This window comes from Dielma fastidiosa (genome assembly GCF_000313565.1).
Taxonomy (GTDB): Bacteria; Bacillota_I; Bacilli_A; order Erysipelotrichales; family Erysipelotrichaceae; genus Dielma; species Dielma fastidiosa.
Window position 1 is genome coordinate 169,786 of sequence record NZ_HE578925.1, and the last position, 13,041, is coordinate 182,826.

Here is a 13,041-nt window from a genome sequence, read left to right on the forward strand (position 1 = left end):
ACAAGGCTGCGTAATGCAGTCTTTTTCTTTTGCCTGAACTATTTATTATAAGCAGATGCGGGATTTATGATGCGGATGTCTATCTTGTTTATCAGGATGGATAATTTCTTAAAATTTTTATGCAGGAAATCATTTTCTTAAGATAGAAGCGTTTTAATGCAGATAAACATGTGATATAATTGACATGAAAACTCATGTTATGTTTTTCGTATAGTCTGAATTCATCCACTATGTGAAGAATTTGACAATTAAAAAAGGGAGAGAAAATTATGAGCTTATTTACACATGAAGCGAGACAATTCAAATTTGATGTATTAAGAGAAGTTGCACGCCGTACTTTCGAAGGAAGGCTAAGTGAATCAACACCCGATGAATTAGCTATGCTGCTGATTCCTACCAGTCAGGCTTCATTTCGATGCTGTGTCTATAAGGAAAGGGAAATCATTCGTGAAAGAACCAGAATGGCAGCTGGCAAAACACCGATTGTAAGCAATCAGCCGCATAATCCAAAGCAGATTGTCAGAGTGCTGGAAGCGGCATGTGACGGCTGTACGATTCATAAAATATGTGTGACTGATAACTGCCGTAAATGTATGGCTAAGAGCTGTCTGGCTTCCTGTCGTTTTGATGCGATGCGGATGGGATCTGATTCTGCCTATATCGATTATGATAAATGTAAGGAATGCGGCGCTTGTGTTAATGCCTGCCCATTCCATGCAATCGTTGAGACGCAAAGACCGTGCCGTAAGAGCTGTCCGGTAGATGCAATCTCAATGGATGAGTATAATATTGCCAAGATTGATGAAGGTAAGTGCATCAACTGCGGCGCCTGTCAGTCAGTTTGTCCATTCGGAGCCATTGAGGATATGAGCCAAATGGTGCCGGTAGTTGAACAGCTTCGTGACAAGGCTTCTATGACGGCCATTATTGCTCCGGCGATTCAAGGTCAGATGGATAATGCAACATTGCCGCAGATCAAGCAGGCAATTCGGCTGCTTGGCTTTGATGAGGTATATGAGGCTGCCAGCGGTGCTGATGCGGTTGCCTGGTATGAAAAACAGGATCTGCTGCATCACAAGGCAGAAGGCGTACAGATGACAACTTCATGCTGTCCGGCTTTTGTGAATATGGCCCGTCTGCATTTCCCGACAATCTATGAAAAGAATGTCAGCAAGATGGTATCACCGATGGAAGCAATCGCTCGTTATATCAAGTCAGTCAAGGATACAAAAGTAGTCTTTATCGGTCCGTGTGTTGCGAAAAAACAGGAAGCGATGGAAGACTTCTCAGTGGTTGACTATGTACTTACTTTTGAAGAGCTGGCAGCAATGCTGACGGCTCAGCATATTGATGTTGAAGGTGTTGAACCGCGTGAAGGCGATGAACCAAGCGCTCATGGCCGCGGCTTTGCCATTGGCGGCGGTGTCAGCAAGGCGGTTGCACAGGCGGCCAAGGAATGTGCTGATGAGGATGCGATTACCTCACTTTATGCCGATGGTGCAGCAGAATGCAAAAAGAATCTGCTGATGATGAAAGTAGGGCGTTTTAACGCTGATATTCTTGAGGGTATGTGCTGTCCGGGCGGCTGTGTCTGCGGACCGGCAACGATTGAAAATCCAATGAAAGTAAAACAGCGCATGACTAAAGAAAATGCCGCAATCAAAGATAAACCGATTAAAGCAACACTGGAAACATTTGATTTCTCTAAAATTAATCTTCATAAATAATCTAAGGAAAGAGGAAACAGTTATGGTAACAATTGAAATTTGTATTGGAAGCAGTTGTTTCGTGAAGGGAAGTAATGAAGTCGTAGAGTTGTTGAAGAATTATATCGCTGAACATCATTTAGAGGAAAAGGTACAGCTTAAGGGCGCTTTCTGTATGGGACAGTGTACGAAAGGTCTGGGTATTAAAGTGAATGGCAAGATTCTTGAGGGTGCTACGCTTTATAATGTGGTAGATCTGCTTGAACCTGAATTAAAGGAATTGTTATGAGTAAAATCATCGCATTAAAGGAAAATAATTGTAAAAGCTGTCTTAAATGCGTCCGTAACTGTCCGACTAAGGCAATTACTTTTGAAAGCGGCAGCCCGGAAATCATTGAAGAAGAATGCTTATCATGCGGCCGCTGTTACTTGTTCTGTCCGCAAAGTGCAAAAGAGGTGCGCAGTGATCTTGAGCGTGTGAGAGCATGGCTTAAGGCTAAGGAAGAAGTTGTTATCTCAGTAGCGCCGTCTTATCCAATTGTATGGCCTAATTTCAGTAAGCTGAAGCAGGCACTGCTTGAGGTGGGTTTTAGTGCGGTTGAAGAAACCGCGCAGGGAGCTGCGGTAGTATCGTCACAATATGTCGGTTTGATGCGTGAGCAGTCGATGACGAATATTATTGAAACGTGCTGTCCGGTTATTGTCAGGTTGATTGAGACAAAATATCCATCATTGATCAGTCAGCTGAGTCCCATCGCGTCACCGATGATTATTCACGGCAGAATGCTTAAGGAAAAATATCCGAATGCGAAAGTGGTTTTTTTGAGTCCATGTGTGGCTAAGCAGAATGAAGCATTAGATGAACGCTTTACCGGCAGTGTTGACGCAGTGATCAGTATGCCGGAAATGGATGAATGGCTGCTTGATACGGAGCTTTATGATGAAGAAGCTATTGAGCCGCAGGAAAATATTGCCCGGCTTTATCCAATCAGCGGCGGTATTATTAAGACGATTGATAATTTCAGCGGCTATAAGCGATTAGCCGTAGAAGGTATAGAACGCTGTCAGACGGCGCTTCAATCAATTGAAAACGGCCATCTTAAAGGATTCTTTTTTGAGATGAATGCCTGCTTAGGCGGCTGTCTGGGCGGCCCGTATTTATATGCTTACAAGGAAAATGAATGGCTGGCTCAAACGCGTATTTTAAAGGCTGAGGAAGCTGGGAAAATCGATTATCAGGACTGCTCGCTGCCGGTGAGTGCTAAATGGCAGGATGATCATGTTGATCAGCCTGAATTCAGTGAAGCGGCAATTGATGAAGTTCTGCAGTCGATGGGCAAGGCGGATTATTCAAGACAGCTCAACTGCGGCGCCTGCGGATATGATACATGCCGTGAAAAGGCAATTGCGGTATTGCTTGGCAAGAGTGATCCGAAGCATTGTCTGCCATACGCTTTAGAGAATGCAGAATCTATTTCTAATTTAATTATTGAACATACACCGAATGGTATTATTGTGCTTGATGCTTTCCGGAAAGTAAAAGAGATTAACCCTTCGGCGATTAAGCTTTTAAAACTGCAGAATTTCAGTGTTAAGGGATTTGATATTCAATCCATCCTGCCATCTGGACAGATCAGTGATGTGCTGGATCATTTAGATGGGGTTAAATATTTTATTGAGGAATATCCCGATGCCGGTAAGGTGATTGAGCATGCTGTTATTCCGGTTAAGGAAGAAAATGCCAGCTTTATCATTTTGATGGATCTGACCGAAAAGATGCAGCAGGAAGAAAAACTGAAACAGCTGCGCCGTGATACGATTGCCTCCACGCAAAAGGTTATTGATAAACAGATGCGTGTGGTTCAGGAAATCGCTTCGCTGCTTGGTGAGACTACCGCTGAGACAAAGGTCGTATTGACTAACCTTAATAAGACGATTGAGGGAGAGTCGGAGTGATGAATATCCATGTTGAGACATATACCGCTTCTTTAAATAAGAAGTATGAGGAATTATGCGGTGATCGGGTGAAAATTGTCCGCAACGCGGATTCCTGCATTTTAGTGCTTGCCGATGGTCTTGGCAGTGGGGTAAAAGCAAATATATTAGCGACGCTTACTTCTGAAATCTTATCAACGATGGTTGCGGAAGGAACAACAATTGAAGAAGCCATTCAGACAATCACGGCTACGCTGCCGGTGTGCCGTGAACGCGGCGTTGCCTATTCGACCTTTATCATCGTCCAGATTTTTTATGACGGCCGTGTTTATTTGGCGGAGTATGACAGTCCTGATGTGATTTTTCTGCAGGGCAGCCGGGCTGGTACTTTTGAAAGAGAAATTCATGTGCATTCAGAGAAGAAGGTTCGGGAAGCGCATTTTATGGTTGAACCCGGAGATCGATTGATTTTATTTTCTGACGGCATCGTTCATGCCGGGGTTGGTTCAATTTTGAATTTTGGCTGGGATAAGAAAGAAATCACTCAGCATCTTTTAACGATGCAGCATTATAACGATAATGCCAGAACGACGACTTGGAATCTGCTGCATGCGGTTAATGATCTGTATCAGGGACTGCCGGGAGATGATTCCACGGTAGCAGTTGCGCATATTCTTGAGCCAAAAGAAACAATGATGATGGTTGGCCCGCCGGTAAATAAAGAAGATGATGAGGTTGTAGCTCGTAAACTAATGAGCGCTACCGGCAAGAAAATTGTCTGTGGCGGCACGACTTCACAGATCATTTCACGTTATCTCCATGAAGAAATCAAAATGGATGATCTGCTTAGCTTTACCGGTGATGTACCGCCGATTGCCAGAATCAAGGGAATTGATTTGGTTACTGAGGGTGCATTGACGATTGGCAAGGCACTGCAGTATCTTGAGGAATGTGCAAAATCAAGAGATTACTATGAGCAATTTATCGAAGCAGACCGTAACGATGGGGCTTTCTTATTGGCCCACACACTTTTATGCGACTGCACAGCGGTTCACTTCCTTTTAGGAACCGCCGATAATATTGCTCATGCTTCAATCAATTATTCGCCGATTTCACTCAGTCAGAAGATCAAGGTCATCGAAAAAATGGGTGAAGAGTTAAAAAAATTAGGTAAAATTGTCACAATTGAAAAATTTTAGTCGTTTTTCGACAAAATCCGCTCTTGGTTTCCACTAAAATAAGGAGTGGGTGATCAGAATGAGTATTCAATTAATTGCGTGTATTAATGATTCCGCAAAAATATTTAAGGGAAATGATAAAGTGCTGCTGCATACGCTGGCCAATGCTGACCGCAATCAGAAGCAGGCGTTCTTTCGCTTTCATGATTTTGAAACAATTTTAGCTGGCTGCAGTTCATTCTTTGAGGATCAGTGTATCTGTACAGAAGCAGATACACTTTATTTACGCAATGAATATCTCAGAAAAAATTATTCATTAACGGTATATGAAGATCTGCTGATCACCAATACCTTAGATGATAATCCATTTCTTGAATATCTGCTTCGATATGAAAGATGTTGGTGTGTCATTGATGAAAATCAAGGTGTTCACTGGCTGGGGGTATTGTCAAAGCGGTGAAAATCGTGTAAAATAGGTTATGATGTTAGGAGGCAGTATACCTATGTTGGAGTCTATATTATATACGCTTTTGGGTCTTATTATTGGTGGAGCATTAGGGTTCTATTTCACCAAGAAGAAGTTTGAAAAAGAATTGAGAGAAAATCCGCCAATCAATGAGAAAATGATTCGTGCAATGTTTTTACAAATGGGACGTAAACCATCTGAGGCACAGATCAAACAGATCATGAAATCGATGAATGCGAACAAATAACACAGCCTTAGCTGTGTTTTTTTGAAATTATGATTAAGAAGTTAATACGGTTTATTCTTTGTTTGATCTTGGCGGTGGTGCTGATTTTTACTACTTTAGGTTATTTTCAGTATAAAACAGCAATACAATCAATCAGTATTGAGGATAAGGTTGCACAAATCCAGGCGGATGAAAAATATGTATCATTAAAGCAGGTTTCTGATTATTTGAAAGATGCGACGGTTGCTATTGAAGACAGGCGTTTTTATGAACATCACGGTGTTGATTTCATCGCGTGGCTGCGAATTGCCAAGGATCTTATTTTTACTCAGCAAATAAACAGCGGCGGTTCTACGATTACGCAGCAGCTGGCTAAGAATATGTATTTTGGTTATGAACCCTCTTTAATCAGAAAGTTTTCTGAATTATTTGTTGTGCATGATTTGGAAAGCCGTTATGATAAGGATACGATTTTAGAGCTTTATATTAATATTATTAACTATGGGGACAATAATTTCGGCATTTATGATGCAGCATATAATTATTATGGTGTATCACCAGCAGAGCTTGATTTAGATCAGGCATCTACACTTGCTGGTATTCCGCAGTCACCGGCTTATTTGCAGTTAAGCAATTTAACGATGAAAACAATATATAAGCAGAAGGCAGTGCTGAGTGCGATGGTGAAGGAAGGCATGATCACACAGGCTGAAATGGATGCGGTGATGAGGAATAAGGGGGAGTAATCAGGAGGAAAGCTTATGGATCTGTATTCTGGACGGTATATTGCAATTCTATATGAATTTTTTGTATCTAAACAAACATTTCTGACTTCTGAAGAATTAGCAGAGAATTTAAAATGCAGTTCACGTACCATAAAGGAAGATATCAAATCATTAAATGCTTATTTGCGCCAAGAACTAATTGGTTTTATTGAATCAATTCCAGGCCGCGGATATCAATTAATTATTGAGGATCAAGGGAGAGGCAATCAATTAAAATTAATGATTGAGCGCAGCTATGAGTTTTTCTTTGATAAAGATGTTGGCCGCATAAAGCTGAGAATATTTATTTTGAAGAAAATACTCGCAGTCCCTTCTTTAGAATATGCGGATCTCTTAGATGAAGTACATTTGACACAGTCTGCACTTAGACGTGATTTTGACTGGATTCGTGAATTTCTTCAATCTTATGATTTAAAGCTGAAAGTCGTAAATGATGCAATTCAGGTCAAGGGCAGTGAGCTTCAGCGCCGTAAGGCAATGCTTGAAGCTTTTTGTGATAATTATTATGGTCTTGATGATGCATTACTTGTGAAAGAATTTAATTCCTTATTTTATGAAGATGATCAGGAATATGAAAATATTCGGCATGCATTCTTAAATATTCTGCGTCCTGAACAAATTGTCATTAACGATTTATCAACCAAAAAACTTTCAGCTTATATATGCTTGGCAAAAAGACGCAATGCAGCTAATTGCCGATTATCCGCCTTTACTGATGAAGAGATTGACGAAACAGAAAAACTATACGAATATTCAGTAGTACAAAAGATATTCAATGATCCGCTGATTGCGGCTGGTAAATGGTATGACAAAAATGAAGTTATAGCATTTACACGCATGCTGCTGACGCATCGTGATATCGATTTAAGCCGGCATCGTGATGTTGAAACCATCCCACCAGTCTATCTATTAAAAGCATCACAGAATTTACAAAGTACATTAGACTGCTTGAAAAATACGGTTTGGCAAGAATTATTTGCTTCTGAGTTATTTGCATCTTTGAACGCGATTTCTTATCTATTGTGTTGCTTTTGACTCTCAGACATCGATTGGATTCAAATAAAGAAATTCAATTGGTAATCTATTCAAAATATGAGAATTATAATTTCACGCCCTTGGCTTTAGAATTAACGCGGGTATTTATTTATCATCTAAGCAGTGTGATGAATTGTTCTGTCAACGTCATGAATCTATCAATTATTCCTTCTGTTTTTGAATATATTCTAAAACAGGTGAATTATGAGTATCATCGTCAAAATATTGCTGTTGTTTCCACGGCAGGCAGAATTGTCGCAGGCTATATAGCCAATGATTTAAACAAGAAATTCAGCCGTTATATTCAAAGCCTTGCTGTATTAAATCTTTATGAGATGCGAAGCTTGAATTTCGACGATTTTGATTGTGTAATCTGTGATAAAAATGATTACTACAAACGTTATCCAATTAAATTTGTTGCTTACACATCAATGACTAGCTTAGCCCAGGATGACCTTTATGGGAAAGTTTTTAAATCTGGCTATGATCGTCATATATTGGATTTTATGAAGCGAATTACTAAGATCACAGAAGATGTGGTAAGTGATAATTTTAATGCATTGGTTAAATGTATATGTTTTCGTCATGCGGCAGAAAGTAAATTGACTGAACTTGAAAATGCTATCCTTTGGAAAAACTCACTCATTTCTTATGTTAAACGGCAGTGTTTAATTATTTTTTGTGATATATCTCATACCAAGAAAGAATTTATTGAATTTTATCGGGTTAGCAAATTTGCCAAGTATGCAATAGTAGTATCCATAGATTATGGTTATGATTTATCTAAGATTAAATTGATTAATTCAATATTAGATCGGCTGATTGAAAATGATGGCTATTTTGATTTGATGCTTAGCGATACTTCAGCCGCTTATGATCAATTATTTGACGATATTATTGAGAATCAGTCTTAGCGGAAGCAATTCCGCTTTTTTTTTCATCAGCATTCGTGAAAAAGCATGAGTTTCACGATATCGAATGAAAAAGTAAGCGTTTACATAGGCTGCCTGTAATGTGAAAATAAGGGCAGGAGGAAGGCACATGATTAAAATTTTTTTAGCTACACACGGTCATCTAGCCAGTGGTTTTAAAAGCTCTTTGGACATCCTTTTAGGTGATTCATCAAATGTTACTATTTTTGATGCTTACGTTGATGAACATTCTGTACAATCTAAATTGGATGATTTCTATCGCAATGTTGATGAAAGAGATCAGGTATTTCTATTATCAGATTTATATGGCGGCAGTGTCAATCAAGCGATGTTTACTTATTTGAAGCATCAAAATACTACACTGATAACAGGGGTAAATTTAGCTTTGATTTTAGAGCTGGCAATGAAATTGGAACCATTGGATGAAAAGGCAATGAATCAGCTAGTTGAAAATAGCCGCAAAGCATTATTAATTGTAAAAGATGACCAAACACAATTTTTTGATGATGATTTTTTCTAAAAGAAAGGAGGCATAGAATGATTAATCTAATACGTTTAGACGAACGCATGATTCATGGACAGATTGCTATTAAATGGTCGAAACATACTGGTGTGGATCGTATCATTGTAGCTAATGATGCGGCAGCAGCCAATAGTATTGTTCAAAAATCATTAATGATGGCTGCTCCTTCTAATATTAAGGTAGCAATTAAAAGCATTGATGATGCGGTTCGTTTAATCAATGATCCGCGTTCAGATAAATTGAAAATATTGCTGATAGTGGCCAATCCTGTTGATTTATTAAAGATGGTTGAACAGGTAAAAGGAATTCCTAGAATCAATATTGGCAATTATGGAAGAATTGCTGAGAAAAAGGGAAATCTTCAGCGATGCGCCTATGGCAGTAATTTATACGCATATGAAGATGAAGCAGCAATTTTCGCAAAGATTATTCAAACTGGAATTGAATGTGTTTATCAAACAACTCCGGAAGATTATCCGGAACCATTAGCAAAAGTGCTGAAAATTAAATAAGGAGGATGGCATTATGATTATCGATGCAATGAAGTTGAGTATTCTCTATTGGATTATTTTATTACTTGATACGTATATTTTATCATGGCAATGTTTAATGCGGCCAATAGTAGTAGCGCCGTTAGCGGGATTACTGCTTGGTGATCTTAAAACTGGAATTGTAATGGGAGCGGCTTTGGAATCAGTATTTATGGGGATTTCAGCAATCGGCGGTTCAGTGCCTGCGGATGTAACAACGGGCAGTATCATTGCAGTTGCGTTTACTGTTCTAACTGGTGCCGATATGGAAACCGGACTCGCTTTATCGTTACCAATTGGAACAGCAATGGCTTCAATTAATGGATTGTTTACACCAGTCTGGGGAGCTTTATCGCCTTATTGGGAAAAGCTGGCTGGCAGCGGCAATATTAAAAATTTTGAAATACAGGTCATGTTAGTCAATCTGCTGACACCGATTGTCAGTGCTGTCGTATTATTCTTTGCAGTAGCTTATGGGGTTGAAAGTCTGCAGGCTTTCTTAGCGGTTTTGCCAGCTTGGGTCATGACTGGCTTAGGCGCTGCCAGCGGTATGATGCTTGCGGTCGGTTTTGCAATTTTAACATCAATGATCTGGTCAAAAGAAATTGGTTATTTTTTCTTTTTGGGTTATGTGATGGTGGTTTATCTAGGTATGGGAACGCTGCCAATTGCTATTGTTGGTATTGTAATTGCGATAACGATGTTTATGAATGAAAAACGGATCGTGGACTTAAAAAATCAGATTACATCATCGTCTCAGGTGATCAGCGATGAGGAGGATTTCTTCTAATGGAAAAGAAAACTTTAAATCAGGATGAAAAACGCATTCTCAGGTCGATGTTTATTCGCTCACATTTAACTTTTGTTTCAGCGAATATGGTTAAGCTGGAAGCAAACGGTATGACGATGACGTTGATTCCTGCAATTGAACATATTTATAAGGATGATGAAGTAGGGAAAAGAGAAGCATATGCACGTTCACAGCAATTCTTCAATACACATGCTGTACCATTTGCTTTTATCGCTGGCCTTGTTTACGCAATGGAAAAAGAGCATAAAGAAAACAATTCAGTGGATGGCAAAACAATTGAAAGTGTAAAAGCAGCTTTGATGGGACCAACAGCTGGTATGTTTGACAGTTTATTCTTTAATTGCCTGCGTATCATCGCTGCCGGTATCGGAATTGGATTATGCGCTGAGGGAAATATCTTAGGTTCAATTTTATTTGTATTAATCTATGGTGTTTCACAATCAGTCTGTAAATATTTCTTTGTAAATTGGGGTTATATTTATGGTACATCATTTATCGATATGATATTTAATTCAGGTTTGATGGGAGCATTTACTAAATCGGCTTCTGTTTTAGGTATCATGATGGTAGGTGCGATGACGGCACAAATGGTTAATGTGCCAATTAATTGGACATTGAATATTGGTCAGACATCATTAGTTGTTGGGGATGTATTAAACTCAATATTCCCAGGGTTCTTATCGGTATGTTTGCTGTTCTGGCTTGTCCACTTAATTAAAAAAGGAATTCGACCTACAACGTTGATTTTGATTATATTAGTTATTTCACTGTTAGGTGCATTTGTAGGTATATTCTAAAGAAAGGGGATGTGGCAATGATTTATAAGTCAGATCAAATATATACTGAAGATGGCTGCTTCAGCGGATATATGAAAGTGGAAAATGGCAAAATCTATGATTTTCTGATTGATGCAGGCACTGATGAAGTTATTGATTATACAGGCTATCGTATCATACCAGGCATTTTTGATACCCATAATCATGGCACGATGGGCTATACAATTATGGGTGATGTGAAGAATAAGGAAGCTCATGTCAGAGGCTATTTAAAGGGTTTAGCATCCCAGGGTGTTACTGCAGTTCTCGCGACGGCTGATTTACCTTTTTTTACCACTTTAGCGCAGATGGCAAGCCTTGAATTAGATGGCGCAAAAATTATTGGTATACATTCGGAAGGTCCTTTTTTAAACCGAGTAGGTGAAAAGGGAATAGATACGGGTCATCCGGAAATTACCGATGAACTGCTTGAAAAAATGGTAGATGAGGCTGGCGGCATTTTAAAGCTGGTTGCATTGGCACCTGAGCTGCCGCATGCTGATGAAGCGATTGCATATTTTAAAGGGAAGGGTATTCGCGTAGCTTTTGCCCACAGTAACTGCAATTATGAAGAAGCAGTCACAGCTTTTCGTAAGGGTATTACAGTAACAACGCATACAGCAAATGTTATGAGCGGTATTCATCATCGAAGAATGGGTGGTTTAGGTGCTTGTATTCTTGATGCTTATGTCAATAATGAATTAATTTGCGATTTTATGCATGTATCAAAAGAAATGATTGACTTAATATTGCGCTGTAAAACACCAGATAAGATTATGCTGGTTTCGGATAATACACCTTTGAGCGGCGCTCCGGTAGGGCGTTATATGTTAACTGTGAATGAAGATAACCGTATGGCTGTCAATATTGATGAAAAAGGGTATTGTCTCTCTGATACAGGACGCTTATGCGGTTCTACAAAGCCTGTTCTTACCGGCATCGGCAATTTAGTGGAACAGCTTCAAGTACCAATGGAAACAGCGATTCAAATGGCTTCTTTAAATCCTGCGCGGGTTTACGGCATTGGCGATCACAAGGGTTCACTGGCAATTGGCAAGGATGCTGACTTTGTCGTGATAAATAATAATTATGAAGCATGTTATACATACAGTGAAGGACGTATGATTTATAATTCGGAAAAGGATACAGATTTATTTAATCAAGCATATCTGAATGAAATTGCCTTTTGTGAGGATAAATAAAATGAAAAAGAAACTTATTGTTGTTGCCGATGATTTTGGTTTTAGTGAAGCGTATAATTATGGTGTGATGAAGGCATATAAAGAGGGCATAGTGACAGTTGCTTCTTTAATGAGTAACATGGAAGCAGCACCTCATGCAGTAAAGCTGGCTAAAGAGTATCCTGATCTTAATCTTACCCAACATACTAATTTTGTATCAGGGTACCCGGTGAGTGATCCGCACATGATACCATCGATGGTTGATGAAAATGGGAAATTTTATCGTTCTGTGCAATGGGCACCAACCAGCCCGCTAGACACTAAATGTCAAGGACATGTAGTAGTAAGCTATGAGGACGCAAAAACTGAAACATTGGCGCAGATGGCAAGATTTAAAGCATTGACAGGACATGCTCCTAATCATTTTGAGGGTCATTCTGCAGGTACAGATGCGATTAATAAGGCTTTTCTGGAAATTAGTGAAAACACAGGCATTCATTGTATGGCTTTGCTGGATAAGGAAACTGATAGTCTGAAGCCGGCACATGAGTTGGTGATGGCAAACAACGAATACATGCTTGCGCTGCATCGAGGTATGTGTGTTGAAGATTTTATCAATACAGAGGGCTTTGGTCTGCTGGCCAGTCCGTATGAAATTAATGTGATGCATTTTCATCCTGGTTATGTAGATGCTTATATCCTTGATAATTCTACATTGACGATCCAGCGCTGCCGAGATCTTCAAGTCTTATGTGATTCACGGCTGCGAAGCTGGCTTGATGATCATAATATTGAATTAACGGATTATAATGCGGTATATAAGTAGTCCTTACAGCCGCATTGACTTTAAGAGAGCTGTGTGTTAGAATTCAAAATGAATGAAAAGGGAGAAGCGTGCTTCTTCCTTCTTTTTAAAGG

15 protein-coding genes are annotated in these 13,041 nt (G+C 39.5%); all 15 read left to right on the top strand.

What is annotated here, in order from left to right; all coding sequences use genetic code 11:
* Nucleotides 1-269: 269 nt before the first annotated feature.
* The 15 genes from DAHG_RS06535 (at nt 270) to DAHG_RS06605 (ending at nt 12,949) form a co-directional block, all read left to right on the top strand.
* The gene (locus tag DAHG_RS06535; RefSeq protein ID WP_022937543.1) at nt 270-1,727 is read left to right on the top strand and encodes a 4Fe-4S dicluster domain-containing protein; all 1,458 of its coding nucleotides are present in this window, start codon (nt 270-272) and stop codon (nt 1,725-1,727) included.
* Nucleotides 1,651-1,995 (top strand): (2Fe-2S) ferredoxin domain-containing protein, encoded by a 345-nt coding sequence (locus tag DAHG_RS18970; RefSeq protein WP_084744396.1) that lies wholly within the window; start codon nt 1,651-1,653, stop codon nt 1,993-1,995. The genes DAHG_RS06535 and DAHG_RS18970 overlap by 77 nt, the downstream gene beginning before the upstream one ends.
* Nucleotides 1,992-3,662 (top strand): [Fe-Fe] hydrogenase large subunit C-terminal domain-containing protein, encoded by a 1,671-nt coding sequence (locus DAHG_RS06545; RefSeq protein WP_022937545.1) that lies wholly within the window; start codon nt 1,992-1,994, stop codon nt 3,660-3,662. The genes DAHG_RS18970 and DAHG_RS06545 overlap by 4 nt, the downstream gene beginning before the upstream one ends.
* Nucleotides 3,662-4,840: a SpoIIE family protein phosphatase gene (locus DAHG_RS06550; RefSeq protein ID WP_022937546.1), complete on the top strand. Its 1,179-nt coding sequence runs from the start codon at nt 3,662-3,664 to the stop codon at nt 4,838-4,840. Before DAHG_RS06545 ends, DAHG_RS06550 begins: the two co-directional genes overlap by 1 nt.
* Before the next feature lie 58 nt (nt 4,841-4,898).
* Nucleotides 4,899-5,279: a hypothetical protein gene (locus DAHG_RS06555; RefSeq protein WP_022937547.1), complete on the top strand. Its 381-nt coding sequence runs from the start codon at nt 4,899-4,901 to the stop codon at nt 5,277-5,279.
* Nucleotides 5,280-5,322: 43 nt separating this feature from the next.
* A complete protein-coding gene (locus tag DAHG_RS06560; protein WP_022937548.1) occupies nt 5,323-5,532 on the top strand; it encodes a YneF family protein in 210 nt (69 codons plus the stop codon).
* Nucleotides 5,533-5,561: 29 nt separating this feature from the next.
* Complete coding sequence (locus DAHG_RS06565) at nt 5,562-6,257, top strand: biosynthetic peptidoglycan transglycosylase (protein WP_034456743.1); 696 nt, start codon at nt 5,562-5,564, stop codon at nt 6,255-6,257.
* 15 nt (nt 6,258-6,272) lie between these two features.
* Nucleotides 6,273-7,331, top strand: a complete 1,059-nt coding sequence (locus DAHG_RS06570) for an HTH domain-containing protein (protein WP_022937550.1) — start codon at nt 6,273-6,275, stop codon at nt 7,329-7,331.
* 14 nt (nt 7,332-7,345) lie between these two features.
* On the top strand, nt 7,346-8,245 hold the full coding sequence (locus DAHG_RS06575; RefSeq protein WP_022937551.1) for a hypothetical protein: 900 nt from the start codon (nt 7,346-7,348) through the stop codon (nt 8,243-8,245).
* 127 nt (nt 8,246-8,372) lie between these two features.
* Nucleotides 8,373-8,783 (top strand): PTS sugar transporter subunit IIA, encoded by a 411-nt coding sequence (locus DAHG_RS06580; RefSeq protein ID WP_022937552.1) that lies wholly within the window; start codon nt 8,373-8,375, stop codon nt 8,781-8,783.
* A 17-nt stretch (nt 8,784-8,800) separates the two neighbouring features.
* Nucleotides 8,801-9,298: a PTS system mannose/fructose/N-acetylgalactosamine-transporter subunit IIB gene (locus DAHG_RS06585; RefSeq protein ID WP_022937553.1), complete on the top strand. Its 498-nt coding sequence runs from the start codon at nt 8,801-8,803 to the stop codon at nt 9,296-9,298.
* 13 nt (nt 9,299-9,311) lie between these two features.
* A complete protein-coding gene (locus DAHG_RS06590) occupies nt 9,312-10,106 on the top strand; it encodes a PTS mannose/fructose/sorbose/N-acetylgalactosamine transporter subunit IIC (protein ID WP_022937554.1) in 795 nt (264 codons plus the stop codon).
* Nucleotides 10,106-10,924 carry a PTS system mannose/fructose/sorbose family transporter subunit IID gene (locus tag DAHG_RS06595; protein ID WP_022937555.1) on the top strand — a complete coding sequence of 273 codons (819 nt, stop codon included), beginning with the start codon at nt 10,106-10,108 and terminating at the stop codon, nt 10,922-10,924. Before DAHG_RS06590 ends, DAHG_RS06595 begins: the two co-directional genes overlap by 1 nt.
* Before the next feature lie 17 nt (nt 10,925-10,941).
* On the top strand, nt 10,942-12,144 hold the full coding sequence (locus DAHG_RS06600) for an N-acetylglucosamine-6-phosphate deacetylase (protein ID WP_022937556.1): 1,203 nt from the start codon (nt 10,942-10,944) through the stop codon (nt 12,142-12,144).
* A 1-nt stretch (nt 12,145) separates the two neighbouring features.
* A complete protein-coding gene (locus tag DAHG_RS06605) occupies nt 12,146-12,949 on the top strand; it encodes a ChbG/HpnK family deacetylase (protein WP_022937557.1) in 804 nt (267 codons plus the stop codon).
* Nucleotides 12,950-13,041 lie beyond the last annotated feature (92 nt).